Source organism: Cysteiniphilum sp. GTC20157, from assembly GCF_055396795.1.
Genome location: NZ_AP044698.1, coordinates 941,235 through 967,629, shown reverse-complemented (window position 1 = coordinate 967,629; position 26,395 = coordinate 941,235). Strand labels below are relative to the sequence as shown.

22 protein-coding genes and 1 pseudogene are annotated in these 26,395 nt (G+C 38.8%); 8 read left to right on the top strand and 15 right to left on the bottom strand.

The window, feature by feature from the left end:
• Window positions 1–1,341 carry an efflux RND transporter periplasmic adaptor subunit gene (locus ACZ5V8_RS04345; RefSeq protein WP_464218500.1) on the top strand — a complete coding sequence of 447 codons (1,341 nt, stop codon included), beginning with the start codon at window positions 1–3 and terminating at the stop codon, window positions 1,339–1,341.
• A 15-nt stretch (window positions 1,342–1,356) separates the two neighbouring features.
• On the top strand, window positions 1,357–3,123 hold the full coding sequence (locus ACZ5V8_RS04340) for a hypothetical protein (RefSeq protein ID WP_464218499.1): 1,767 nt from the start codon (window positions 1,357–1,359) through the stop codon (window positions 3,121–3,123).
• Between the two features lie 3 nt (window positions 3,124–3,126).
• Here the strand turns inward: ACZ5V8_RS04340 and ACZ5V8_RS04335 are convergent, their stop codons facing one another.
• Together ACZ5V8_RS04335 and ACZ5V8_RS04330 are read right to left on the bottom strand one after the other, a co-directional pair.
• On the bottom strand, window positions 3,127–3,801 hold the full coding sequence (locus ACZ5V8_RS04335) for a transposase (RefSeq protein WP_464217023.1): 675 nt from the start codon (window positions 3,799–3,801) through the stop codon (window positions 3,127–3,129).
• A gap of 64 nt (window positions 3,802–3,865) precedes the next feature.
• Complete coding sequence (locus ACZ5V8_RS04330; protein WP_464217022.1) at window positions 3,866–4,375, bottom strand: helix-turn-helix domain-containing protein; 510 nt, start codon at window positions 4,373–4,375, stop codon at window positions 3,866–3,868.
• A 190-nt stretch (window positions 4,376–4,565) separates the two neighbouring features.
• Here ACZ5V8_RS04330 and ACZ5V8_RS04325 point away from each other — a divergent pair, with 190 nt between their 5' ends.
• A complete protein-coding gene (locus tag ACZ5V8_RS04325; protein WP_464218498.1) occupies window positions 4,566–4,883 on the top strand; it encodes a hypothetical protein in 318 nt (105 codons plus the stop codon).
• A gap of 79 nt (window positions 4,884–4,962) precedes the next feature.
• On the opposite strand, the gene ACZ5V8_RS04320 is transcribed toward ACZ5V8_RS04325, so the two are convergent.
• The 4 genes from ACZ5V8_RS04320 to ACZ5V8_RS04305 all read right to left on the bottom strand — a co-directional run bounded on the left by ACZ5V8_RS04320 (window position 4,963) and on the right by ACZ5V8_RS04305 (window position 8,372).
• Complete coding sequence (locus tag ACZ5V8_RS04320; protein WP_464218497.1) at window positions 4,963–5,826, bottom strand: LysR family transcriptional regulator; 864 nt, start codon at window positions 5,824–5,826, stop codon at window positions 4,963–4,965.
• 123 nt (window positions 5,827–5,949) lie between these two features.
• Window positions 5,950–6,666 carry a ribonuclease PH gene (gene rph, locus ACZ5V8_RS04315; RefSeq protein ID WP_464218496.1) on the bottom strand — a complete coding sequence of 239 codons (717 nt, stop codon included), beginning with the start codon at window positions 6,664–6,666 and terminating at the stop codon, window positions 5,950–5,952.
• A gap of 153 nt (window positions 6,667–6,819) precedes the next feature.
• Entirely contained in the window at window positions 6,820–7,533 is a 714-nt protein-coding gene (locus tag ACZ5V8_RS04310; protein ID WP_464218495.1) for a 5'-methylthioadenosine/adenosylhomocysteine nucleosidase, read from the bottom strand.
• A gap of 74 nt (window positions 7,534–7,607) precedes the next feature.
• The gene (locus ACZ5V8_RS04305; protein WP_464218494.1) at window positions 7,608–8,372 is read right to left on the bottom strand and encodes a metallophosphoesterase family protein; all 765 of its coding nucleotides are present in this window, start codon (window positions 8,370–8,372) and stop codon (window positions 7,608–7,610) included.
• A 355-nt stretch (window positions 8,373–8,727) separates the two neighbouring features.
• Here ACZ5V8_RS04305 and ACZ5V8_RS04300 point away from each other — a divergent pair, with 355 nt between their 5' ends.
• Window positions 8,728–9,972, top strand: a complete 1,245-nt coding sequence (locus tag ACZ5V8_RS04300) for an MFS transporter (RefSeq protein WP_464218493.1) — start codon at window positions 8,728–8,730, stop codon at window positions 9,970–9,972.
• Between the two features lie 12 nt (window positions 9,973–9,984).
• Window positions 9,985–12,171: a primosomal protein N' gene (locus tag ACZ5V8_RS04295; RefSeq protein WP_464218492.1), complete on the top strand. Its 2,187-nt coding sequence runs from the start codon at window positions 9,985–9,987 to the stop codon at window positions 12,169–12,171.
• 60 nt (window positions 12,172–12,231) lie between these two features.
• Here the strand turns inward: ACZ5V8_RS04295 and pckA are convergent, their stop codons facing one another.
• Window positions 12,232–13,851 (bottom strand): phosphoenolpyruvate carboxykinase (ATP), encoded by a 1,620-nt coding sequence (gene pckA / locus ACZ5V8_RS04290; protein WP_464218491.1) that lies wholly within the window; start codon window positions 13,849–13,851, stop codon window positions 12,232–12,234.
• Between the two features lie 173 nt (window positions 13,852–14,024).
• Between pckA and ACZ5V8_RS04285 the strand changes: the two genes are divergently transcribed.
• The 3 genes from ACZ5V8_RS04285 (at window position 14,025) to ACZ5V8_RS04275 (ending at window position 18,836) form a co-directional block, all read left to right on the top strand.
• The gene (locus tag ACZ5V8_RS04285; protein WP_464218715.1) at window positions 14,025–15,686 is read left to right on the top strand and encodes a glutamine--tRNA ligase/YqeY domain fusion protein; all 1,662 of its coding nucleotides are present in this window, start codon (window positions 14,025–14,027) and stop codon (window positions 15,684–15,686) included.
• Window positions 15,687–16,182: 496 nt separating this feature from the next.
• Window positions 16,183–17,661 (top strand): oligopeptide:H+ symporter, encoded by a 1,479-nt coding sequence (locus ACZ5V8_RS04280; protein ID WP_464218490.1) that lies wholly within the window; start codon window positions 16,183–16,185, stop codon window positions 17,659–17,661.
• 314 nt (window positions 17,662–17,975) lie between these two features.
• On the top strand, window positions 17,976–18,836 hold the full coding sequence (locus tag ACZ5V8_RS04275) for a mechanosensitive ion channel family protein (protein WP_464218489.1): 861 nt from the start codon (window positions 17,976–17,978) through the stop codon (window positions 18,834–18,836).
• Here the strand turns inward: ACZ5V8_RS04275 and ispD are convergent.
• The 8 genes and pseudogenes from ispD to ACZ5V8_RS04235 all read right to left on the bottom strand — a co-directional run bounded on the left by ispD (window position 18,812) and on the right by ACZ5V8_RS04235 (window position 26,278).
• Window positions 18,812–19,507, bottom strand: coding sequence for a 2-C-methyl-D-erythritol 4-phosphate cytidylyltransferase (gene ispD / locus ACZ5V8_RS04270; protein WP_464218488.1), 696 nt, complete (start codon window positions 19,505–19,507; stop codon window positions 18,812–18,814). The genes ACZ5V8_RS04275 and ispD overlap by 25 nt on opposite strands.
• Window positions 19,507–19,824, bottom strand: a complete 318-nt coding sequence (locus ACZ5V8_RS04265) for a septum formation initiator family protein (RefSeq protein WP_464218487.1) — start codon at window positions 19,822–19,824, stop codon at window positions 19,507–19,509. Before ACZ5V8_RS04265 ends, ispD begins: the two co-directional genes overlap by 1 nt.
• Before the next feature lie 207 nt (window positions 19,825–20,031).
• Window positions 20,032–21,414: pseudogene (gene eno, locus ACZ5V8_RS04260) on the bottom strand (phosphopyruvate hydratase); the annotation flags it as partial.
• A 79-nt stretch (window positions 21,415–21,493) separates the two neighbouring features.
• Window positions 21,494–22,405, bottom strand: a complete 912-nt coding sequence (gene rbsB, locus ACZ5V8_RS04255) for a ribose ABC transporter substrate-binding protein RbsB (RefSeq protein ID WP_464218486.1) — start codon at window positions 22,403–22,405, stop codon at window positions 21,494–21,496.
• A gap of 30 nt (window positions 22,406–22,435) precedes the next feature.
• The gene (rbsC, locus tag ACZ5V8_RS04250; protein WP_464218485.1) at window positions 22,436–23,386 is read right to left on the bottom strand and encodes a ribose ABC transporter permease; all 951 of its coding nucleotides are present in this window, start codon (window positions 23,384–23,386) and stop codon (window positions 22,436–22,438) included.
• Window positions 23,387–23,405: 19 nt separating this feature from the next.
• The gene (locus tag ACZ5V8_RS04245) at window positions 23,406–24,914 is read right to left on the bottom strand and encodes a sugar ABC transporter ATP-binding protein (RefSeq protein ID WP_464218484.1); all 1,509 of its coding nucleotides are present in this window, start codon (window positions 24,912–24,914) and stop codon (window positions 23,406–23,408) included.
• Between the two features lie 27 nt (window positions 24,915–24,941).
• Entirely contained in the window at window positions 24,942–25,562 is a 621-nt protein-coding gene (gene yihA / locus ACZ5V8_RS04240) for a ribosome biogenesis GTP-binding protein YihA/YsxC (RefSeq protein WP_464218714.1), read from the bottom strand.
• Between the two features lie 200 nt (window positions 25,563–25,762).
• Window positions 25,763–26,278, bottom strand: coding sequence for a low molecular weight protein-tyrosine-phosphatase (locus tag ACZ5V8_RS04235; RefSeq protein ID WP_464218483.1), 516 nt, complete (start codon window positions 26,276–26,278; stop codon window positions 25,763–25,765).
• Window positions 26,279–26,395: the final 117 nt, after the last annotated feature.

Sequence of the window (26,395 nt, the reverse complement as noted above, 5' to 3'; positions counted from 1 at the left end):
ATGAAAGATACTTTAGCTAACTTACTTTCCTTGCAACAAGAGTTAAGAGAAATTAACAAGCTCAATGAACTTGCATTTTTCATCGCCCACCAAAGTAAGGTTGTGATTGATTATCAACGCGCATTGGTATGGAGCTCTTGGCAAAATAAACATATTCAAATCAAGAGTGTGTCTGGCATTACTCGTTTGAACAAAACAAGCCCTTATCAAATATCAGCCATTCAGTTTATTGACAAACTCATTACTTATTATGCACAAAATTCTGATATACAAACTATTGATAGTGAGACGTCAGTTGAAGCAGTGAATAAAATATGGTTAGAACCCTTGTCCAAATATGCAACCTTTTATTTTTTTCGTAATAGTCACAAAGAAATTATTGGAGGTGTGCTGCTATTAAACAATGCATTACCTGAGGAAAATGAGTTTAAACAATTTGATTGGATCGCACACTCATACAAACAAGCATGGCTTCATTTAAGCAAACCTCGCACTATCTTAGGTCGTTTTGCTTATTACTTTAAAAGTCGTAAGCGTCGTATTATTTGGATGATAGTGATAGCTGCATTTCTGGCAATGTTTATACGTGTACCCCAAAGTGTATTAGCACCCGCTACCATTATTGCCAAGGACCCTACGATTATTACTGTACCGATGGAAGGCGTGATTGAAACCGTTTTTGTAAAGCCTGAGCAACATGTTACGCAAGGTGAGGTTTTATTTGATATGGATAAACGAGATCTTATTAATGCCAATGAATTGGCACGAAAAGAGCTTGCCACAGCTACAGCTAAATATAAAACAGCAGTTCAAAGCAGTTATCAGGACATTGAAAAGCGCGCTGAAATTCAAGTTTTGCAAGCGCTCATGCAAGAAAAGAAACTTGAGGTTGACTACACTGCACATCTGATAAGTGAATCCGATGTCAAAAGCCCCATTAATGGGATTGCCATTATTGATACACCTAACCAATGGTTTGGCAAACCCGTTGTAACCGGTGAAAATGTCATGCAAGTGGCAACACCTGGACAGGTTGAGATAGAAATATGGTTGCCTGTTGCTGATGCCATTAACTTTAACAAAGGTGATAAGGTAAAACTGTTCTTAAATGCTGACCCACTCAACCCTGTCTATGGTATCGTTGATTATGCAAGCTTTGAAGCAACGATTACCCCATCACAAATCTTAGCCTATCAGGTCATTGCACGTATTAACGTAGATCAAGATACACCTAAGATTGGCAGTCAAGGAACCGCCAAATTAATGGGTAATAATGTTAGTTTGTTTTATTATCTGTTTCGCAAACCAATCACAACCTTACGACAATTTTTTGGGTGGTAAATTATGCAAATGCCAATGAAATCAGAATTACCAGACATTCTGCCACCATTGCGTGAAGGGGTTACCCTGCAAAAAGGAGGCATGGACTTTAATAACAGCCCGACATGGGTTATTCAAGATCTTTTAAACAATCGTTTTTTTCATCTTGGTTGGCGCGAGCACGAGATACTACGCTTCTGGCAGGATATTTCCCCTGATGCATTAATCAATGCGGTTAAATCAAACTCACTTGTACAAGTTAGCAAGGATGATATCACGCAAATATTGCAGTTCTTGTCACAAAACTGTCTGATTGAGCAGACTTACAGCACCATGAAAACCATTAATGAAACACAAACACCTAAAAAAATGAACTGGTTTTTATGGCTTGCCAAAAACTATTTATTCTTTCGTATTCCCTTAGTGAAACCCAATCGTTTTTTAAATGCTATTTATCCTTATATGCGTTTTGCACTTGGTAAAGGCTTTGCACTTAGTATGATACTATTAGGGATTATTGCCATTATCTTTACATTGAGACAATGGGATCAATTTACGCATACATTTTTCGCACTTTTCTCCGTACAATATATCATACTTTATGGTATCGCATTAATCCTTGCTAAAAGTTGCCATGAGTTAGGACATGCACTAATGTGCAAGAAATACGCACTGAATGTGCCAACCATGGGGGTCGCTTTTCTGGTGATGTTTCCAATGCTTTACACTGACACGGGTGAAAGCTGGAAGATCAATGATCCTAAAGAGCGCGTTACCATTGCATTAGCGGGCGTTATCACTGAGACATATATTGCGATCTTTGCGTTGTGCGCGTGGTTACTCATGCCAGAAGGCGCACTCAAAAGTATTTGCTTTTTTCTCGCAACTTATAGCTTAATGACAACCTATATTATCAACATCAGCCCCTTTTTGCGCTTTGATGGCTACCATGTACTTTCTGATATTTTAAGTATGCGTAATTTGCAAACACGCGCCTTTGCACTAACTAAATGGAAATTGCGTGAAATATTATTTGGGCTTAACGCGCCTGCACCTGAGCAGTTTTCTAAAGCGCGTCAACGTGTTTTAATTACTTATGCTATATTGACTTGGATCTATCGCTTTGTCCTTTTCTTAGGGATAGCGATCATGGTCTATTACTTATTTTTTAAGGCGTTAGGCATTATCTTATTTGTCATTGAAATTGTTTACTTTATTTTACACCCCATTTATCGCGAACTAAAAATCTGGTGGAGTATGAAAGCTAATATATCACTTAATAAAAATACCTTAATTTTATCGATTATTCTCTTGATTCTGATTGGTTTATTTTTTATTCCATGGCAGTCACAAGTTTCATTGCCCGCAACTTTGTCTTATCAAACCAAGCCAATTTATACCGAGATCGCGGCACGCGTGATATCTGTCAATGTTAAAAAAGGAGATAGCGTTAAAAAAGGGCAGCTCTTAGCACAACTAACATCTGATCAACTTGATTTTCAGATTGCACAAGCCAATGAAAAACTTAAACAACTGATTTGGCAGCAAAGAAATAGCGTCCATTTTCAAACCAAATTGGATCAACAGCAAGTACTGCAAACACAAATTAATCACACTAAAACCCAATTAACTCAACTACAAAAGCAACAAGACAAGTTAAGGTTTATCGCGCCTTTTGATGGTATTGTTGAATCGTTGTCTGAAGATTTGCAGCCCGATGCCTGGCTTAAAGCAAAGCAAGCATTAATGCTGATTGTCAATAATCAAAATTTGCAACTACTACCTCATCCTTTAAATAAGTAAATATTATGTCGCCTGTAGAACTCTCCCCTTATATGTCCATTTAAATGGCTTAGCCAATACATCATTAAAGTACCCAATAAATGCCGTTATTTTATCTTTAAGCTCAACTGTTGACTTCGTAGATAAACGTTTAAGTAATCGCTTAACCAAAATGCTAAACCATATCTCAACTTGATTAAGCCATGAAGCATGTTTCGGTGTATATACAAACCGAATACGATGTGAACTATCTTCAAGAAACGCTTTACGTGTTTGCATGTTTTTCAACACGCCATGTTTGCCTTTTTCACCAATATCCACCCCAGTAATACCACACAAATTAAGCACTAGCAAAACCAACGCTTCAGACATGTGCGTATTTAATTGATCAACAACGAAAACCCAATTAGCCTTAGGCTTCGTTTGCACTGTTTGCTCGACATGATTCTTGAAATCTTCTTCCGTTCTGGTATCACCTATGGTTGGAGCAATTATTTTACCTGAAGCAATATCAAAATTTGCAATTAAACATTGTGTGCCATGGCGTTCATAGCTGTTATCAACGCGTTCACAATGATCCAGATTCATTGGAGTGATTTGACGCTCCAATGCCTGTATCCCTGTTTTCTCATCACAACTGACCACTTGAAGCATGTCATTGTCCTTTTCATCATATGCTTTTTGATAGGTGTTGCACACTTGCGCTACTTCATGATCAAATGTGGCTTGATCCTCAATGGGTGTGTGTATCCACTGTTTTACCTTATGGGGCTTTATATCTGCCTGATTTTAAAAAAACATGTAGTTGGGAAATTGAAATGCTGTCCACTATTTGTCGTTTAACTAACTCTGCAGCCAAACTTGGTAAACTCCAATGACTTAAAGGAAGCCCTGATTTTTCTGGTGCTTCGCAAGCAACGCTTATAATTTTACAAATTTGCTCTGCGCTAAACTTTGCAGGTGTTCCTTCTCTAGGTAGATCATCAAGTATTTCGCATATAGCTCGCTCATACTCAATACCTTTTATTTCTTCTCGTTCAAGGCATGCAAGTTTTTCTGAAGCATTATTCCAACGATCACGCCATTTGCCTACCGTGCTAGCTACTATATTCAACTCAGAAAGTGTATCTTTTGTGCGTCTATGATCTGCGCTGTCAAGAATAATCTTGGCTCTTAGTTTATAGCGATATTGTCCCGTATTTGATGTATGCAGTTTTGACAGAATATGTCTTTGTTTTTCAGTCAGAATAATTGCTTGTTTAGCCTTTGCCATTGTCGCTTTAATAGTCAGTCATTTATAAGGATTTATTATACTACATTTTGTCTTTGTTTATTTAGAATATGCAGCACTACGTGCTTATACAACGGCGGATGATCAGGATCAATTAAAGCTTAATCAAAAGGGTTATTTTGTCCCTGAGAATATTGATCTTGCTAAAATACCCGTTGAGATTAGATATATTGTGAGCTCACAATCAAGTGTTTTCAAAAGTCAGAATGAAAACAAAGCAAACTTAAGCTATATCCATGAAGCCGCTCCATTAAGTGCATATCACGCATCAAATTTTGGTGGTAGTATTGCAGTTAATCCTGATAAAGAAGGGAAGCTCACACCGCAGGAGAATGTTTTTTTAATTTTATTAAGCCTTAATTCTCCACTTCCTTATAAATTACCGCATGTTGTCAGAGGCAAGGTATTTATTGATATTGAGCGAAAGTCACTTGCCGCACGTTTATGGCAACAAGTCCTTATCCTTTGGGTGAAAGAGTCCGGATTCTAAGCTATATTTGCACATGTTGGCTGAACGTTAGTCGAAGCCATCTGCTGCCTTTCCCCTTCGACCTCGCTCAGGGGACGGTCTAATTAATTGCATCAATTAATGCTTTAAAGTAACTTGGCAATACGCCACGGTCATACCAACACAGTGAAATCTCATGATCATAAAACCAATTACCGTTAAGAATGGCTACTTTAGTCTGATCACAATACTGCTCAAAAAACTGCTTTGTAACGACCGTATAACCAAGCTCAAAGCCAACCAATTGCGCTAATTGGTCAGGGGAGTTGATAAAGTGTCGATCTTTGCGTGCAAACTGCAATAAGTCATACTTTGCCAAATAGGAAAACGTAATATCATCACTACCGTCAAAATCAATAATATTTTCATTAAGAACAACGTCTTTAATTGCGCGTTTTTTCCACGCCTTAGGCACGATAAAAACATAACGCTCTGGAGATAACTCTTTTGTACACATCTCTTTTGAAACCTGTTGATTGTTAACAATCGCCAGATCAACTTGCCCTGTTTTCAACAACTCATGTCGCGCTTCAATATCTTGAATTTGTAAATGCAGCCTTAATTGCGGGTATAACTTAGCAATCGCGGTCACTACTTTCACAATCCGTGTTTTCATTAATGTCGAGGAAGATACAAGTTTTAAGGCAATAATATGATTACTGTCGCTCATATTTAAGCTATGCAAATAGCTGTTTTCTAAATTTTGCATATCATGACAATACCTAAGCAGTACTTGCCCTTCTTCGGTCAATTGCATCCCCTTTCGTGAACGAATAAAAAGCGATGCGCCAAGCTTCTCTTCAAGCTGCTTTATTCTTTGTGTAACTGCAGTTTGCGTTAAAAACAAGGCGTCAGCGGCAGCATGTACCGTTTTGTTTTTTTCAACACTTAGAAAAGCCTGTAATAAAGGGCTTAGGCGAATCATGGTTTTTACTCCAACGTTTTTTAGGGCGTATACAATACGCCCCTACATATATTGCGTATTCGTGGGCGTATTCAATACGCCCCTACGGGGTTTGCATTAACTTTGAGTATTTGCAATACGCCCCTACGGTAAATTACGTGTTTGCTTGAAAATCTCATTAATCCCTTTTTTACCCAAAGCAAGCATTTGTGCAAAATCTTCCTCTGAAAAAGGTGTGCCTTCAGCCGTCCCTTGAATCTCGATAATACCTCCATCATGCGTCATTACGATATTCATATCAGTATCAGCATCTGAATCTTCAGCATAGTCTAAATCAAGCACTGGCGTTTCTTTATAGACACCGACGGAAATAGCAGCAACATGTGCTTGAATCGGCTTGGCATCTTCTTTGACTAAACCATTTGCTTGCATATAGTTCACTGCATCTTCAATGGCAAGACTAGCCCCAGTAATCGCCGCCGTTCTTGTGCCTCCATCGGCTTGCAAGACATCACAATCTACTTTTATTGTAATCCCTGGAAACGCATTCAAGTTTACTGCAGCACGTAAAGCACGACCGATTAAGCGTTGGATTTCTTGGGTTCTACCTGATTGTTTACCTCTTGCCGCCTCTCTATCCATTCTTGAGTGCGTTGAACGTGGCAACATACCATATTCAGCAGTTAACCAACCTTGATTAGCATCTTTTAAAAACTTAGGGACTTCTTTCAATACCGAGGCATTACATAATACTTTGGTATCTCCAAAAGATACTAACACTGAGCCTTCCGCATGTTTGGTAAATTGATGAATTACCGTTAATTTTCTCATTTCATTCGTTTGACGTTGACTTGGACGCATTGTTTTTTCCTTTTATTCTTTTATTTAATTGAATGCTCATCACAAACCAGAATACAATCAAATGCTGCAAAATGATTTACGATGAATGTATTTACCGTAGGGGCGTATTGAATACGCCCTAAAATCTGATTATTCTCACTTTATACATTTATCTTATAATAATCTTACCAACGATAAAATAAGTGTTGCTGATTGCTTGGCTGCTTCTTCAACAAATTGCGGGAAGTCTTCCACTGCCTGACCATCTGCTGTATCTGAGATGGCGCGCAATATCACGCAAGGTACATTAAACTCATGACACACTAGATTAACACTCGCGCCCTCCATTTCAATGGCTTGTGCATTGAAGTGCTTCACAATCCTCTCTTTAGTTTCTTTACTATGAATAAACTGATCCCCCGTCGCAATAACACCTTCTTTTAAAGCAATGCCATGCGTATTTGCCGCTTCTTTTAGCTTTGATGTTAAACTCGGGCAGGTTTCGATAAATACTTTGCTACCTGGAATTTCACCCTTTTGGCGACCAAATGCAGTGATATCAATATCATGTTGCACCGTTTGTGTAGCAACGACGATATCCCCCACTTGCACATCCGCCGAACCGCCACCAGCAACGCCAGAAAAGAACAAAACTTCTGCAGCAAAATGCTCTATCATCACGGTTGCGGTCAATGTTGAAAACACCTTACCGATTTTGCTATAGGCGATAATTAGCTCATGTCCATAATAGTGCCCTAGGTAATAGGTATTATTAGCATATTCCTTGGTTTCATAAGTGTCTAATTCAGCAAGAATTGGCGTAATTTCTTCGGGCATTGCCCCCATAATTGCAATTTTCATATTGTTTTTTTGATTTTTATTGGTCATGATCAATGGCAGATACTATACGCAAAACATTATTCGTTGACCATAAATAACTGGAATTACACACCTGTGATTAACTAAAATTTTGCATCATAATCAAATGCCGGATGTTTTGATAAGTCTATCACGCGATGCGGTGAAGGCTTGCCTTGTTTGCCAGTCGATGTCCCACCATCATACACTCTAGGAATACCCCACTTACCACTCCATACTAAACCATCGTGATTATGCCCAAATAACAGCATATCAATTTTATGCACTTTTAATATCTTGCCTAAATCATCTGAATCTTTTAAATGATGGAATGGTCGTGGTGAAAAGGGATGATGATGCAGATAGATCACACGATACTCTGCATTTTTAATATCCACATCATGACTTAAATAACCATCCAAACGCTGTAATTGAGCTTCACCCAACTGCCCTTCAGCAAACAATCGATCATACCAGTGCAGCTCCTCTGCCATTGAGTCCAGTCCCAAAAAAGCAATATTATCAATTACCGTTTTAATTGGATACTGCACATCAATACTGCCATAAAAAGCCTGTTTGAATGCGGCAACATAACCACTATAACCAATGGAGCCTGTGCCATAGTCATGATTGCCCGGAATAACAAGCACATGAAATCCGGCGCGTTTTAAGCGATTAATTTGCGCTAATGCCTCATCATAAGCACCATCCTTTGTTGCATCTTCAACGATATCACCCGTGATAACAATAATATAATCACTCGCCTTCTCCTTGGTAAAGATAATACGTGTGACTAAATCACGCATAACTGAGGATAGGTTTTCATAGCCTAAATGGGTATCGGTTAAGTGGATGATCCTTTTCATCATTAGATTCTCGCAACTTAAATTATCAATTGATTAAGTATAGCAAAATAATTCAATGCATAAATTACTGAAAACTCCGGATTTTTTATTAACTCCTTGTAGATCGCCATTCTAACAAGCTAGATTATCGAACCCCCTATCATAATGGCAATGTCTTTGCCACAGGATGCATGCAATCCATTGCAATAGATGTTGACCTTAGCAGATCTAAGCTACTAATTTTGGAGGGGTTCTCATTAATCCAGATTGTCATATAAATTATCGAATTTTTAATATAAAAATAATATAACTAGCTACGTAAAATTTTCATTGATAGAATATTACAACCTTAGTGTTCAATATGGATCTTTAATAATCTATGCTTAACAAAAATCAACGTAAAATTCTATTATTATCAAGCTTAGGCGGCATGCTTGAATTTTATGATTTTATTATCTATGCGCTACTTGCTAGCTATATATCACAACTTTTCTTTCCAACGCATTCAGCGATTAACTCACTCTTAATCGCCTTTAGTGCTTATGCTGTTGGCTATTTTGCACGCCCATTTGGTGGCATTATCTTTGGACATTTTGGCGATAAATATGGGCGCAAGAAAACCTTTACCATTTCAATTTTGGTAATGGCACTATCAACATTTGTCATTGGTATTTTACCTACTTATCAAAGCGTTGGTATGTTAGCCCCGACTTTATTAGTCATTTGCCGTATTGCACAAGGCTTCTCTGTTGGAGGAGAAATCCCAGGAGCTATTACCTATGTCAGTGAATCAGCACCTGATAAAAAAGCCTTTATGACTGGCTTTGTTTTTTGCTTTTTAATTTCTGGTGTTGCCATTGGTTTTATCGTTGAAGCACTATTGTTGCAGTTTTTTAGCCATGAGCAAATGCTTATGCATGTTTGGCGTATACCCTTTATTTTAGGAGGTATCTTTGGCTTTATTGCTTATTATCTACGTAAACAGTTAATGGATATTGAGGACTTTCAACCCTTTATCCAAAAAGAATACACTTTCCCAATTACCAAAGTCTTGCACACCCATGGTTGGAACTTAGTCTACACCACAATTATTGTTTCATTTGGTGCATTATGCTTTGTGACATTATTCTTATTACTTCCAGCATACTTTGGCACCATCTTAAACTTACACTTAAAAAACTTTGTCTGGATTAATAGCTTAGGGGTGATCATTCTGTCGATTTTGTGCATTATCGTTGGATTTTTTGCAGATAAGATCAATCGTCAATTGATTCTATTACTGACCACTATTATCACTATAATTAGCAGTTTTTTCATTTATCACATCTACACACAGAATCAAGATATTTACTTTATTGCCATCATCGTCAGTGCGATTGTTTGTGCGTTATGTTGGGGTAATATCCCCGCAATGCTTATTGATGCTTTCAAACAAGATGTGCGTTACAGTGGTATTGGCTTTGCTTACAACTTAGGCTTTGCTGTTTTTGGTGGCTTAACACCAACCATTGTTATTACCGCAATTAAAGTCAGTGGTAACTTACTAGCACCTGCTTATGTATTAAGCATTGGAGCTTTAATCACCCTTGTTGCTATGTTTGCTAATCACATGATTAAAAAATAAGATTTATGACATATGACAATTGTTCGTGTTCTAGTGCATGGTCCCTTTACGGAGGGGCTTGATTACCTGTACCCTTTGCCAGCAATAGCAATACCTTTTACGCGTGTCATCGTGCCACTTGGCACTCGAAAGGTGATTGGTGTGATTAGTGAAATCAATCCCAAAGTGAGTTTGCCCAAGGAGAAGCTCAAACCGATCATTAAAACCCTTGATAATAAGCCACTGTTATCAACACAAGCTATTGATCTTATTAAGTGGCTTGCTAATTACTATCAATGTACCTTGTATCAAAGCTTAAGGTTATCACTACCAAAACACTATTTACAAAAAGAACAGCCAGAGTGCACCAAGCAAATCATTTACACACTAAACAATGCAGATAGTAATGATTTTAAGCCTGCTAAGAATGCACATAAGCAGAATAAAGCACTAGCATTATTGCGTGAACATGACAGTGTCTCACATGATACCTTTATCAGTCATGAGATAACATTGGCAACGATTAGATCGCTCATCAACAAAAATATCATCACACAATCAAAGCATAGGCTCCTTCCAAGAGCTCACGCCACAACAGCAATAACACCACGCACACTTAACACTGCACAACAAAGCGCTGTTGATGCTGTTCTTAAGCATCTTCATCACTTTAAAACCTTTTTGCTTTTTGGCGTCACCGGAAGTGGCAAAACGGAAATTTATATTGAAGCCATTAAGCCCGTGATTCTAAGCGGTAAACAAGTATTGATGTTAGTGCCTGAAATCAACCTCACCCCACAAACATTGATGCGCTTTGAACAAAACTTCAATGAGCCTATTGCGGCTATTCATTCGCAGCTGACTGATCAAACACGCTTTGAGCTATTTGTTAGAGTGCAAAATGCTGAGATTAATATTATCATCGCGACACGCTCTGGTCTTTTATTTGATACCCCAAATCTTGGCATGATTATCGTTGATGAGGAGCATGATGCCTCCTACAAGCAACAAAACATACCTACCTATCATGCACGTGATATCGCGATTGTCAAAGCGCAAAAATATAATATTCCAATTATCCTAGGCAGTGGCACGCCATCTTTAGAAAGTTACTATCATGCGTTAAGTGGCAAATATCATTTATTAACCTTAAAAAATCGCGCATTGAATCAAGTCAATAATCAAGTATATATTATTAACCTACAGAAAAGTAAAACACAAGCAGGCTTAAGCCCCATTTTGATTGATAAAATCAAACAAACGATTGCTAACGATGAACAAGTGCTATTATTTATCAATCGTCGCGGTTTTGCCCATAGCTTAATCTGCCAAGATTGCGGTTGGTGTGCCAACTGTAATCAATGTGAAAAGCCATATACTTTACACACTAAACCTCAGCATCTGGCATGCCATTTTTGTGGCAAAGCGCGTGAGATTATTCTGCAATGCCCTAATTGCCAATCACACAATTTATCTGACATTGGGCAGGGTACTGAAAAACTAGAAGATGAATTAACTCTGCTATTCCCAACTGCTCATATCGCGCGCCTAGATCGCAGCTCAACGCAGAAAAAAGGCTTCCTTGAAAATGTGCTTAATGACATCAAATCACAACATATTGATATTATCGTTGGCACACAGATGATTGCCAAAGGTCATGACTTTCAAAATGTCAGCCTTGTCGGCATTATCAATGCCGATGCTGGCTTCTATAGCCAGGATTTTCATGCCGTTGAGAAAACAGCACAATTGATTATCCAAGTCGCAGGCAGAACAGGACGTGGCAATAAGCCTGGGGATGTTTATATTCAAACCTATCAGCCAGATAACCCTGTATTGCAGCTGATTCTACAGGCTGATTATAAGAAATTTTTAGAACATAGCCTTGAAACACGTAAGCTTCTCAACTATCCACCCTTCTCTTATCAGGCATATATTTACGCCCAAGCAAGCAAGACACAAACTTGCACGCACGCATTACAGCAACTAAATCATGCACTTGTAAACTCTAATGAACTAACGAAATTACACTGTCAAATTTCGCATGTATTACCCGCAATTAATATCAAACAAGCCGGACATTATCGCTTTATGTTGATGTTGACAGCAAGTACACGCAAACAGCTGCAACAACTGTTAAATGCTGTTAGTAATGACATTAAGTTTGCGCGTAAAAAAGTGAAAATCACAATTGATATTGATCCAGTGGATATTAAATAAAACCCCACGGGCTCACGCCCATGGGGTTTTATTCTATTTGTTCCCTGATTTAAGTCAAAATTAAACCAAGGCGTCAGACTTTGGGCCGTATTGCTCATACTTTTTGCCTAAGTCATTATTAGTAAACTTCTTGAAGTTGTTGACAAACATCTCAGCAAGCTGTTGATATTGAGCATCATAAGCCGCTTTATCTGTCCAAGTGTTGCGTGGATTTAGAATATTACTGTCAACATCATGCAAAGCTTGTGGAATCTCAAACCCAAATACTTCATCTTTGTGCAATGGCGCATGATCAATCGAACCGTCAAGTACCGCATCAATAATTGCACGTGTATCTTTGATTGAAATGCGATGCCCTTTGCCATAACCACCACCGGTCCAGCCGGTATTAACCAAATAGGCACTGGCGCCATGCTCAAGCATTTTCTTACCTAGAATTTCAGCATACTTTGTTGGGTGGAGCAATAAAAACGGCTGCCCAAAACATGATGAGAATACCGCTGTTGGCTCTTTAACACCTAGCTCAGTACCCGCAACTTTTGCTGTATAACCGGATAAGAACTGATACATTGCTTGCTCAATCGATAGCTTTGACACAGGAGGTAGCACACCATAAGCATCACAGGTTAAGAAAATAATTTTAGTTGGGTGTCCGGCTTTAGATACTGGCTTAACAATATTATCAATATGATAGATTGGGTACGAAACACGCGTGTTTTCAGTTTTAGCATTTGATGCAAAATCAATGGTTTTATCATCGTTTAAAACCACATTTTCAAGTAATGCATCACGACGAATCGCATGATAAATATCTGGCTCATTTTCTTTAGATAGATTAATAGTTTTAGCATAACAACCACCTTCTAAGTTGAAGATACCATCATGATCCCAACCATGCTCATCATCACCGATAAGCTCACGTTTTGGATCAGCTGAAAGCGTTGTTTTACCTGTGCCTGATAACCCAAAGAATAAGGCTGAGTCGCCCGCCTTACCGACATTTGCAGAACAATGGAAAGAACCGATTTCTTGCAATGGTAAGAAGTAATTCATCATCGAAAAAATACCTTTTTTGATCTCACCACCATACCATGTGCCACCGATTAACGTCATACGTTCAGCAATATTAAATGCAACAAAAGTCTCTGAATTTAAACCCCATTTTTGATAATCTTCACATTTTGTTTTACACGCATTTAAAATCGTCCAATCTGGGGTGAAATTTTTAAGCTCATCTGCCGTTGGACGAATAAACATATTTTTAAAGAAGTGTGCCATCCATGCAACCTCAGTCACCAAGCGCACAGATAATCGTGTTTCAGGGTTCGCACCACAAAAGCCATCCATCACATAAAGTTTCTTATCCTTAAGCTGTGTTGTTGCTAATGATTTTAAATGCTGCCAGCTTTCAATAGACAATGGCTTATTGTCTGAGCCATCTTTTGCCCACCAAACATTTTTCTTAGCCTCAGCCGTTTCAACGATAAACTTATCTTTTGGTGAACGTCCGGTATATTTACCAGTATCTACAGCAACAGCACCAGTGGCCGTTTCAACACCTTTTTCATACCCTTGAGTAGTTGCTGACGTTTCGTGATCATACAAGGCTTCATAAGAAATATTGTGAAATATTTCTTTTGTTTCATTAATTCCGCATTTTTTCAACTGATCAAGTAGCATTTTTGTAAATTCTCCATTGTTTTGTACATAAATATAATAATATGCCAAAGATAAATGAACAACCCACTCTAACCAACTTTATCAAAATTTTATTCGCTTTACTAAGCTTGCTATTGAGCTCACTGATAAAGCACTTTACAATAGCGCGGTTAACTAAAAATAAACTCGAGTAAATAATGTCTGAAACTGCACACAAGACCAATTTTATACGTAATATTATTGATACAGATCTTGCTGACAATAAAACGCATGGCAAGGTAATCACACGCTTCCCACCAGAACCCAATGGCTACTTACATATTGGACATGCCAAATCGATTTGTCTTAACTTTGGTTTGGCACAAGATTACCAAAGAGGACCTTGCCACTTACGATTTGATGATACTAACCCCGCTAATGAAGAAGCAGAATTTGTTGCGGCAATCAAAGAAGATGTCAAATGGCTTGGCTTTGATTGGGGAGATTATCTTTTCTATGCCTCTGACTATTTTGAAACACTTTACGCGCTAGCAGTTAAGCTAATTAAAGATGGTAATGCTTATGTTTGTGATTTAACGGTCGAAGAGGTGCGCGCTCACCGGGGTACCCTAACTGAAACGGGTAAAGATAGTCCATATCGCCAACGTAATGTTGAAGAAAATTTACAAAAGTTTGAACAAATGCGTCAAGGTCTCTTTGATGAAGGCACTTGTACATTACGTGCTAAAATTGACATGAGTGCCGGCAACATCAATATGCGTGATCCTGCACTTTATCGCATTAAGAAAGTAACGCACCCACATACTGGCGAGCTTTGGCGTATTTATCCTATGTATGATTTCGCGCATGCTGCCTCTGATGCTATTGAGAAAATCACTCACTCACTGTGTACCCTTGAGTTTCAAGATCACCGTCCACTGTATGACTGGGTTGTTGAAAAGTGTGGATTTGAGAATAAACCACAGCAAATTGAGTTCTCACGCTTGAATTTAAACTACACCATCACCAGCAAACGCAAATTAAAATATCTTGTTGAGCATAAGCTTGTTTCTGGCTGGGATGACCCGAGAATGCCTACCATTCGCGGATTACGCCGTCGCGGTGTGACACCTGCTGCCATTCGTCGTTTGATTGATCTTGTAGGTATTTCAAAACAAGATTCGATTACTGATTACGGCTTATTTGAAGAGGTCATTCGCAATGATCTAAACAAAACGGCTGAGCGTCGCAATGCCGTGTTGAGGCCGTTATTAGTTGAGATCGATGACCTAAACAACGAAGTACTCAATGTACCAAATCACCCACAGAACCCGGATTTTGGACGCAGAGATATTACTATTTCAAAGCATATTTATATTGAACAAGATGACTTCATAGAACAGTTAGAAAAGGGTCATAAAAAGCTCTCTTTAAATGGACGTGCGCGTTTATTAAACGCATATGTGATCGAATGCTATGATCTTGAAAAAGATGACTCAGGTCACATCACTAAGTTAAAATGTCGCTATTTACCAGAAACGCTAGGTGGTAAAAAACCAAACGATGGTATCAAACCACAAGGGATGCTCCATTGGGTGGATGCTAATAATTGCATCAATGCCGAAATCAGACAATATGACCGCCTATTCAACTGTGAAAGCCCCGCCGCCTTAGACAATTTAGAGCAAGGCTTAAACCCCCACTCTTTAGTGGTTATCAACGATGCCAAGCTTGAAGCCTCATTAGCACAAGCTGAAGCCGAAATACGTTTTCAGTTCAACCGTTTAGGCTATTTTTGTGCTGATCAAATTGAACATAGCGCTAACAATATTGTCTTTAATCAAATTGTTAACCTTAGAGATACTTGGGCAAATTAATTTATTTTGGCAACTAATGGCATGACCTTGGAAAATCCCTAACCATCCATGGCAGCTTCGCATTGGATCCTCACGCCCTCCTGGCTCAGGATGACGAGTCACAGGGTGTCATTGCGAGCATGGATGCGTGGCAATCCATTTTATCAGGGATGATAGATTTAAAGTGGGTTGAAATGTTGTCATCTAATATCAGCGCTCACAGCATCTTTCGTAATACAATTACATAAAAACGCAACAGCAACACTAAGAGTTATCATACAAAATGTATCAAAGCCATCAATCAACCACAAATTGAAGTAAATTTACAGTCGTTTACTTATTTTCGGTTGCTTTTAATGATAAAAGGATTTATAAATAACTCCAGAGCGGAAGAAGGTCAAAACATATAACCTAGAGAATTACTATGCATCATGATTAGTTGTTATGCATGGCAATTTTATTAGCGTTTTATATAACTTCTGACTCTAAATGTTATCAAAAATACGGGAGAAACTACATGTCAAATGAGGTTATTGCCTCTAGAGGTCTGCCTAAACCATTTTGGGTGATCTGGGGAATTGAATTATGGGAACGTTTTGGTTATTACGCAACCCAAGCCATTTTAGCACTTTACTTTGTCAGTCACTTAGGCTTTAGCCAAGAGTTAAGTATTTATACTTTTGGTTCTTTCTCCGCTTTTGTTTATGGCTTTGTTTGGGTGGGTGGTTACGTTGGTGATAAATACTTAGGCGCAAAACGCACAGTTGCTCTTGGTGCGATTGTTTTATTTATTTCATATTTAGCATTAGCAATGTCGACTAAAGGCACTATTTTTTATGCGCTTGGTGGGATTATCGTCGGTAATGCACTATTCAAAGCAAATCCATCTTCACTTATCTCAAAGCTATATGAAAAAGGCGATCCAGCCTTAGATGGCGCGATGACCTTATACTATATGGCAATTAATTTAGGCTCTTTCGTTTCTATGCTTATTGCCCCAATTGCAGCACAAGCCTATGGTTGGGAAGCTGCGTTTTGGATTAGTGCTTTTGGTTTATTACTTGGTCTTTTAAATTACTTTGTGTTTTATAAAGTTTTAGGCTCTATATCAACTGAAGCAGGCGCAAAGCCAATGATTTTTGGTCGCTTGATCACCATTATTGTTGCCTCAATTGTTGCTGTTATTGTGTTTGGTAAACTACTTCCTCATACCACTGTCTGCTATACAATCGTTTACATTGTAGTTGCCGGCGGTTTTTTATATTTCTTAAAAACGGCATTGAGCTTAAAAGGCTCTGATCGCATTCGCATGCTTATTGCATTTTTATTAATTCTTGAAGGAATTGTCTTCTTTGTCCTTTATAACCAGATGCCAACTTCACTCACATTCTTTGCCGTTCATAACATTGATAATAATTTCTTTGGTTGGACTATTCCTGCAGCTTCTTATCAGGTATTAAACCCATTAGTGATCATCATTGCATCACCTATTCTGGCTGTAATTTATCGAAAACTACCTGGCACACATGTCACTAAGTTTTGCTTTGGTATGACTTTGTGTGGGCTTGCCTTTTTAGTGCTTTACTTGCCACGCTTTACCGCAGCTGAAACCGGTCTTGCTTCACCTTGGTGGATGGTGTTGACTTATACTTTACAATCTACGGGTGAGTTATTAGTTTCTGGCTTAGGTGTTGCCATGGTTGCTGAGCTTTGCCCACGCGCTATGTCTGGTTTTGTTATGGGCATTTGGTTCTTAACCTCAATGCTTGCGGGCCCTCTAGGTGCCTTTGTAGGGAACATGACCTCGCCACCGACTGGCGTGACCTTAAGCACACTAGAAAGTCTTCATGTATACACTGGTGTATTTGCACAAATCGGTATTGTTACCTTGATTATTGCCGCAATCATGTGGCTATCACGCCCCATTTTGAATAAATACATTCATGATAAAAAAGATATCACCAGTGACCATCAAATCAATGAAGTAGTTAACTAAGCATCTATTTACTTTTATACTTATTTATATTTTAATGGCACTACCTTTAGCAGGATCACTAACCATCCATGGCAGCTTCGCATTGGATCCTCACGCCATCCTAGCTCAGGATGACGAGTCAGAAGGTGTCATTGCGAGCATGGATGCGCGGCAATCCATTTTTGTCAGGGATGATAGGTTTAAGTTCGTTGCAAGCCTATATTTATAAGCTAATTCTTAAGGTAGTGCCATTAATTTATATTTCTACTTGCACTATTTACTAATTTCTGTAACTTTAACTTCATCAATTAATCTTTATATAAAGGACATAATTAATGGAGTTTTACACACAGAATATTAACCAATACTTTCAATGGATTATAACCCTTATCTTAGAACACCTACCAAGCATCGTTCTTGCTTTAATCATTCTTATTATTGGTCTTATTGTTGCCCGAATTATTCGTTCAACCACACAAAAGTTACTGTTTAAAACCAAGCTAGATAAAGCGGTAACGATGTTTTTAATGCAGATATTACATATCTTTTTGGTTATTTTTGTCATTTTAATCGCACTAAGTGAAATGGGCATATCCACTACCCCAGTGACTGCCGCGATTACCGCCCTTATTGTTGGTATTGGTATGTCACTTAGAACTTCTGCTAATATCATTGTTTCAGGGATTATGATTGTCTCGACACGCCCGTTTAAAATTGGGGAGTTTGTCGACATGGGTGGCACCTCTGGCACGGTTGAAGAAATCAATTTTGTCTTTTGCACACTGCGTACCAGTGATGGGCGTCAAGTTAAAGTACCTAATAGCTTAGTAACCTCACGTATTATTACTAATTTTTCTAACAACGAATTCAGACGCAATGATTTTATTATTGGTATTGGTTACAGCAGCGATTTACAACAAGCAAAGTCATTACTACAAGCACTTGTAAACAATAATGAGAACATTATTAAAGAAGAAGGCAAGGCACCTATTATACGCGTTGATGAATTGGCTGATAGTAGCGTGAATCTGTTGGTTCGCTATTGGACAAAGCGTGCTGACTTCCTCGAAACAAAGTGGGCGTTAACCGAGCAAACAAAACTTTGTTTTGATGAACATCATATTGAAATTCCTTTCCCTCAGAGAGCTATGCATATTGAAAATAATTCAACTCAACTCAGTGTCGACAAAAAATAATTGGCAAGCACCAGATCTTCTGATGTAGTGACTTTAATATTACGCTTATCGCCATCAATAAGAATAGGCTGATGATCAAGCGCTTCAACGGCTGATGCTTCATCAGTTACAGCGATATTATTGTGCAAGCAAAAATAATATCCCATCAATAAAGTGCGATAACAAAACACCTGCGGCGTTTGCGCAAGATAAATCTTTGTTCTATCGAGCGTTTTTACGATATTAAACGCCTCATCTATTGCTTTAACGGTATCACAGGCTGCCGTTGCTAAAATGCCACCTATGGCATTTTCGACACGAATAGCTGCATAAAGCCTTCTAACATCATCTAAACGCACACAAGGCCTTGCTGCATCATGCACAAAAACCCAATCGTTATCACTGGCTACATTTTTTAATGCCATCAAAGCATTACGCACACTATCACTGCGTTCTTTGCCACCAGCGCATATCTTAATGCGTGCATTACTGATATGAATTGAGTTTTTCCAGTAACGGTCTTTTGAATTAAGTGCCACCACAACCAAATCAAAAAAAGGCTCACTTAACAGGCGTGAAATTGTCGTATCAAGAATCGTCAACCCATTATCCAATTTGATATATTGTTTAGGAATATCTTGATTCATGCGGCTACCAACCCCGCTTGCCGGAATCACCAGAATTCTTTTCATTAATTATCTTCCTGCAATGAAACTCTTTTATCCTGCGGTGTGACGATTTGATAGAAAACCTCACCATTTTTTATAAAACCAAGATTAACGCGTGCCATGCCTTCAAGTACTGAGTCATTTTGACGCAAAGAGACAATCTCTGCATACCAATGCATATTACGCGCTAGAAGTTCATTATTTTTTTGCTGCTTGACACTTACCTGTTCCTCCAGCTCATGCGTGGCAAAAAAACCTGTTTTGCTCCACCAAAAATCGTATTGCAAGGCAATAATGCCAATAAATAGTACGGTAATAAACAGGGTGTAGCGTGAGATCATTATACTTTTATTTTTTTTTTGGTTTTTGATATTTGCTTATGCTTTTGGCTCGACTTCTGCTTCCGTACCACTATCAACCGACTCAGCTTTTTTAATTTCTTTGTCCTCTTTAACCTGTGCATCATCTACTAAAACTTCCGTTTTTTCAACGATGTGTTCCTTAACCTCGGTGGTATGATTTTTTTGATCTTCAACAATGACTATCGTCTCTTCAACAACTGTATTTGTTTGTGCAGCCTCTGTTTCTGTAACCACATCTGCTTGGGCACTTTGCTCACGAGCCGTTTCATCAGCACCAACATCGTCACTAAAATTAAATGTCTTAAGTCCCGGATAAATTGCGTTATCTGCCAAATCTTCCTCAATACGTAATAACTGATTGTATTTAGAAACACGATCTGAGCGGCATAGTGAACCTGTTTTGATTTGTCCTGCACCCGTTGCCACGGCTAAATCAGCAATCGTTGTATCAGATGTCTCACCTGAACGATGCGAAATAACACAAGTGTATCCAGCCTCTGCTGCCATTGCCATGGCTTCAAATGTCTCACTTAATGTACCGATTTGATTGAGTTTAACTAAGATCGAATTAGCAACGCCCTTGTCAATTCCCTCACGCAATATTTTGCTGTTAGTCACAAATAAATCATCGCCAACCAATTGTACTTTTTTGCCTAAACGCTCAGTTAACAACTTCCAGCCATCCCAGTCATTCTCAGCCATGCCATCTTCAATAGAAATAATCGGATAGCGATTAACCCAATCTTCTAGATAATCAACAAACTCTGCTGAGCTTAGTGATTTATTCTCAGATGCCAATACATATTTGCCCTCTTTGTAAAATTCACTACTGGCTAGATCTAGTGCGATATAAACCTCTTCACCGGCTTTGTAACCCGCCTCTTCAATTGCTTTTAAAATCATTTCAATCGCCACAGCATTTGATGGTAAATTAGGAGCGTATCCTCCCTCGTCCCCTACACCGGCAACGCTAAAGCCCTCATTTGCTAGCACTTTTTTCAAGGTGTGGAAAATTTCAGCACCACAACGAAGTGCATCAGAAAATTTATCAAAGCCAACCGGCATAATCATAAACTCTTGCATATCGACATTATTATCAGCATGCTCACCACCATTAATGACATTCATCATCGGCACCGGCATAATATACTCTTTAGAGTTCATCAAATAACGATAAAAAGGCTTTCTAAGGTGAGAAGCTGCCGCTTTTGCAGATGCTAAAGATACTGCTAGAATCGCATTAGCACCTAATTTTTCTTTATTCTCGGTACCATCAAGATCAATCATCGTCTGATCAATCAAACGTTGATCTAAAGCATCTAAGCCAACAACCGCTTTTTTAATCGATTTATTGACATTATTCACTGCTTTTTGCACGCTTTTACCAAGATAGTTCTTCTTATCACCATCGCGTAATTCCAGTGCTTCTCTCGTACCCGTTGACGCACCTGAAGGTGCAGCCGCGCGGCCAAAAGCACCTGATTCTAAGATAACATCGGCTTCAATGGTTGGATTACCGCGAGAGTCTAAAATTTGTCTTGCAACAACATTACTAATTTTTGCGTTCATTGTTTTACCTTTAATTTGTTTATTCCATTCCTAAAAACTGGCATAAGGATACCAATATTTACTCTAAATGCCTAGCAGATTAAGCGTTAGATTGAGTCACCAATCTCAAAGGAACAACAATGTGCGGATTAACTTTTTCGCCACGCAAGAATTTAATCGCCGCTTCAACACCAAGCTCACCCATTAAATACGGTTGTTGAGCAATAGTTGCAGCCATTTTACCGGCTTTAACTGCATTGATACCCTCTTTTGTGCCATCAAAGCCTATAAGGATAATATGCTTTTTGCCTGCATCTTCAATCGCACGCATTGCTCCTAATGCCATTTCATCATTTTGCGCAAAAACACCATTAATATCAGGGTTAGATTGCAATAAGTTTTGCGTGACATTCAAGCCTTGTGTGCGATCAAAATTCGCTGGCTGTTTAGCTACAATTTTGATATCTGATGTTGCCATTTTAGTATCAAAACCTTGACCACGCTCTTTAGACGCTGAAGCACCTGGGATCCCTTGAAGCTCAATAATTTTGCCGTTGTTATTCAAGCGATCAATCATATATTGCGCTGCCATTTTACCACCCGCCACATTATTTGATTCAATATGTGATAATACCTTGCCTAAATCAGCTGTGCGATCTAAAGTAATGATTTCAACACCATGTTTATTGGCATATTTCACCGCATTAGAAACGGCTTGTGAATCGGTTGGATTGATAATAATCACTTTAATGTTTTTTGTGATCAAGTCTTGAACATTAGATAATTCTCTTGCCGGATCATTACGTGAGTCAAGCGTAACAACTTTATACCCTTCTGCTTTGGCGGTTTCTTCAGCCCCGTTTTTCATGCTAACGAAAAACGGATTATCTAAAGTTGATACCACAAACCCAACCGTTTTATCATTATCATTTGAGCTACCACAGCCTGCCACTACCAGCATTGCGACAACACCAACAATCGCTGTAATTACTTTAAAAATACGCATTTTCATTTTAATTTCTTCTCCATGAGGTTAGTTACACTAGGTTTTCACTTTAAAATCAAATAATACCGCAATCAATATGACCAGCGCCTTGACGATCATCTGATAATACGAGGAAACGTCCATTAAGTTAAGCGCGTTACTTAATAAACCGATAATAAGCGCACCCATCAATGTGCCCATAATTTTACCTTTACCACCAAAAAGGCTCGTCCCGCCTAAAACTACTGCAGCAATTGCATCAAGCTCGTAACCTGTACCTGCTGTAGGTTGTGCTGATGAAAGCCGTGATGTAATAATCATTGCCGCGATTGCTGATAAAGCGCCTGAAATGGCATAAACAGCAAATTTAATACGATTAACACGAATACCGGCAAGCTTTGTTGCCTCTTCATTGCCACCTGTGGCATAGACATATCGCCCAAAACGCGTATATTTCAATACATAAAAAGACACCGCAAAAACCACTGCCATAATGTATACAGGAAAAGGAATGCCCAACAAACTCCCTGTACCTATAAAAGCAAAAGCGTCAGAGCTTGTTGCCACCGGATAACCATCACTCAACACCATCGTTAATCCACGAAACAAGGTCATGGTAATCAATGTCGCAATAAATGGTTGCACCGCACCTTTGGTTACAATCGTACCACTGACACCGCCAAAGATAACACCGGCTAAAATCGTCAACGGAATCACCAAATAAATCGGCACCATCCACTGCAATAAAAACGCACAAATCACACCACAAAGTGCTAATACAGATCCAACGGACAGATCAATGCCTTTGGTTAAAATAACAAAAGTCATACCCACTGCAATCACGGCATTAACAGATGTTTGTTGCAAAATCACTAAGATATTATTCCACGTCAGAAAGTACTGATTCAAACATGACATCACGACAATCATAACAACAAGCGCCAATGCTGCTTTATGCTCAATTAAAAATTGTTTATTAACCTTATTCATCACGCTATTTTTTAGCATTACTCACCCCTTAAATCATTTAAGCAATTGCCAATTTCATTACCGCTTCTTGCGAGATATCATCTGACATCAGCTCACCCTTTATCTCACCTTCACGCATCACCAACATGCGATCACTCAAGCCAATCACCTCAGGCATTTCTGAGGAAATAAATAAAATCGCCAAACCCTGTGCTTTAAGTGTATGAATCAAGCGATATATCTCGCGTTTTGCTGCCACATCAATTCCGCGCGTTGGCTCATCTAAAATTAACAGCTTAGGTTGACATAATAAGCCCTTAGCAATCGCAATTTTCTGTTGATTACCACCGCTTAGATTACTGACCAGCTGCTGTTGATTAGGTGTTTTAATTTTAAGTTGATCTATATACTTAGAAACCACTTCTTTTTCTTGTGATCGGTTAATATGCCCCAATGCATTTGCAAGGTTTTTAAGTGATGCTAGCGTCATATTCTCTTTAACACTAGCACCCAAGACAAGTCCATCAACCTTGCGATCTTCTGAGATATAAACAATTCCATAAGCCAAAGCTTGCGTTGGATTGTTTACACGAATCACCTCACCTGCCAATGTCATTTGTCCCTCTTTAATCGGATAACAACCATAAATGCTGCGCGCAAGCTCCGTTCGTCCGGCACCAATTAACCCATATACACCAAGCACTTCACCTTGATGAATAACGAGACTTGCTGGCTTGATTTTGTCATTACTAATATTTTCTGCTTTAAATAATTGCTGCATCGGCTGCTCTGAGATCTGAGTGTGCTCTGTTGATGAGAATGCCGTCATCTTACGACCAACCATTTTCTCAATGATTTGTTCATGCGTTAATGCATCTGTTTTACGCTCAATAATAAACTGACCATCACGCATAATCGTAATATCATCACAAATCTCAAAAATTTCTTCCATGCGATGCGAGATATAAATAATACATTTGCCTTGTTCACAAAGCTTTTTAATGATTTCAAACAAGCGTCTGACTTCTTTCTCGGTTAAGGCGTCTGTAGGTTCATCCATGACAATGATTTGCGCATCTAATGATAAAGCTTTAGCAAGCTCCAGAAGCTTTTGATCGCCAATACTTAAATTATTTGCCAAGCTTGCTGCCTTTTGTTGCATGTGCAACCTAGCGAGTATTTGATCAACTTTTTGATAAGTTGCCTTCCAATCGATACTTAAGCGATTGCGCATAATCTCGCGACCCAAGAGAACATTCTCAGCAATCGTCAGATCTGGCAATATATGCGGCTCTTGATGCACCATAGCAATGCCTGCTGCTTGCGCTTTGGCAATACCATCAAATTCAACCTTTTCACCAAAACAATAAATATCACCTTCATATTTTTGGTAAATACCATTTAACACTTTCATTAACGTTGATTTACCAGCACCATTCTCACCCAAAAGCCCCATTACTTTGCCACGATATGCTGTTAAGCTGACACCGTCTAATGCTTTAGTCCCTGGAAAACTTTTATGGATATTTTCTAAGCGTAATACACATTGATCTTCATGCCTTTGCACAATCTTCCCCCTCTTAAGATTTAGCCGCTAGATACTTTCCAAATCAACAAATGGCAGATTATACCATTGATCAAGCTTATGTTTTAACTTATCCAATCCCATTTTGCTTTGCGCCGAAAACAATTGAAAACTAATATTATCAGGTGCGCGCACTTGCTTTAAATAGTCTCTCAATAAGCGTTCCGCTTTGGCTCTTTCTGAATTATTGAGCTTATCCGCCTTGGTTAATAAAACATGCAAATTCAAATCATTCTGCACTGCGGCTTCAATCATCATACAATCAAAGCTTTTAATGGGATGACGAGAATCTACGAGCAACACGATCCCCTTTAAACAGGCTCTGGTTGTCAGATACATCTCTAGTGTTTTCTGCCAACTTGCTTTGATCTTTTCCGACACTTTGGCATAACCATAACCAGGTAAATCAACCAAACGCTTATGTTCTTCCAACTCAAATAAATTGATCAGTTGCGTCCGCCCAGGTGTTTTACTGACACGTGCTAACTTGGTCTGCTCGGTTAATGCATTTAAGGCACTGGATTTACCCGCATTAGAACGCCCCGCAAACGCCACTTCAATGCCATAGTCGGCAGGAAGCTGCTCAACTAACGCAGCCCCCATTACATATGTTGCTTGACGATAATTCATCGGCTTTATTGATGGTGTATCATTTGGCTTAGCTTCCACTATCTGTGATTGTCTTAGTTCAGGTGTCTCTTTCACGTCGTTTACACCTTGTACATCTTTTACATCTTTTACTTTTTTGATTCTTTTATCACTCATAAAAATATCTTCTATCTATTGCTACATAATTCATGCTTAATAATAAGGGCATATGCAATATGCCCCTACTTTACCTTTAATTCACCTTTTAACACTTCTAGTAAATTTCTGCATGCCGTGTCAATCATCAAATACACTTGGTCAAATCCATCATTATAGTATGGATCAGGCACATTATTTATTGCCAAAGTAGGCGCATATTGCAGTAATTTTGTCACCTTTTGCATGTTGCTATTTGGCGCAATCATCTGCATATCTTTAAGGTTTTTATCATCCATGGCAATCAGATAATCATAGTGCTTAAAATCTTCTGCCACTAACTGCCTTGAACGTAGGTCACGAATATCACAACCATATTTCAACGCTGTTGCTACCGTTCTTGGGTCAGAGGCATCACCTTTGTGCCACTGATTAGAGTGTGTGCCAGATGACTCAATCTCAAAATGTGACTGTAAATGCCCTTCAGCAACCAATTGACGGAAAACACCATGCGCCGTTGGTGAGCGACAAATATTGCCCATACAGACAAACATGACTTTAATCTTCTTCATATGCTTGGTGATAACCACAAGGTTAATCATTACTCCTAGGCGTTAGTGTATTACATTTGACTAGAAGATTGACAGCACTATTTATACGCATTGTGCATCAGCTCATACTATTTTTACTACATTCTTCTTAAATTAATGGCAAAAGAA

Bases quoted from the DNA above. Each gene is read 5' to 3' on its own strand.
- ACZ5V8_RS04345 (WP_464218500.1), top strand. From the start codon at position 1: ATGAAAGATACTTTAGCTAACTTACTTTCCTTGCAACAAGAGTTAAGA.
- ACZ5V8_RS04340 (WP_464218499.1), top strand. From the start codon at position 1,357: ATGAAATCAGAATTACCAGACATTCTGCCACCATTGCGTGAAGGGGTT.
- ACZ5V8_RS04330 (WP_464217022.1), bottom strand. From the start codon at position 4,375: ATGGCAAAGGCTAAACAAGCAATTATTCTGACTGAAAAACAAAGACAT.
- ACZ5V8_RS04320 (WP_464218497.1), bottom strand. From the start codon at position 5,826: ATGATTCGCCTAAGCCCTTTATTACAGGCTTTTCTAAGTGTTGAAAAA.
- rph (WP_464218496.1), bottom strand. From the start codon at position 6,666: ATGCGTCCAAGTCAACGTCAAACGAATGAAATGAGAAAATTAACGGTA.
- ACZ5V8_RS04310 (WP_464218495.1), bottom strand. From the start codon at position 7,533: ATGACCAATAAAAATCAAAAAAACAATATGAAAATTGCAATTATGGGG.
- ACZ5V8_RS04305 (WP_464218494.1), bottom strand. From the start codon at position 8,372: ATGATGAAAAGGATCATCCACTTAACCGATACCCATTTAGGCTATGAA.
- ACZ5V8_RS04300 (WP_464218493.1), top strand. From the start codon at position 8,728: ATGCTTAACAAAAATCAACGTAAAATTCTATTATTATCAAGCTTAGGC.
- ACZ5V8_RS04295 (WP_464218492.1), top strand. From the start codon at position 9,985: ATGACAATTGTTCGTGTTCTAGTGCATGGTCCCTTTACGGAGGGGCTT.
- pckA (WP_464218491.1), bottom strand. From the start codon at position 13,851: ATGCTACTTGATCAGTTGAAAAAATGCGGAATTAATGAAACAAAAGAA.
- ACZ5V8_RS04280 (WP_464218490.1), top strand. From the start codon at position 16,183: ATGTCAAATGAGGTTATTGCCTCTAGAGGTCTGCCTAAACCATTTTGG.
- ACZ5V8_RS04275 (WP_464218489.1), top strand. From the start codon at position 17,976: ATGGAGTTTTACACACAGAATATTAACCAATACTTTCAATGGATTATA.
- ispD (WP_464218488.1), bottom strand. From the start codon at position 19,507: ATGAAAAGAATTCTGGTGATTCCGGCAAGCGGGGTTGGTAGCCGCATG.
- ACZ5V8_RS04265 (WP_464218487.1), bottom strand. From the start codon at position 19,824: ATGATCTCACGCTACACCCTGTTTATTACCGTACTATTTATTGGCATT.
- rbsB (WP_464218486.1), bottom strand. From the start codon at position 22,405: ATGAAAATGCGTATTTTTAAAGTAATTACAGCGATTGTTGGTGTTGTC.
- rbsC (WP_464218485.1), bottom strand. From the start codon at position 23,386: ATGCTAAAAAATAGCGTGATGAATAAGGTTAATAAACAATTTTTAATT.
- yihA (WP_464218714.1), bottom strand. From the start codon at position 25,562: ATGAATTATCGTCAAGCAACATATGTAATGGGGGCTGCGTTAGTTGAG.
- ACZ5V8_RS04235 (WP_464218483.1), bottom strand. From the start codon at position 26,278: ATGATTAACCTTGTGGTTATCACCAAGCATATGAAGAAGATTAAAGTC.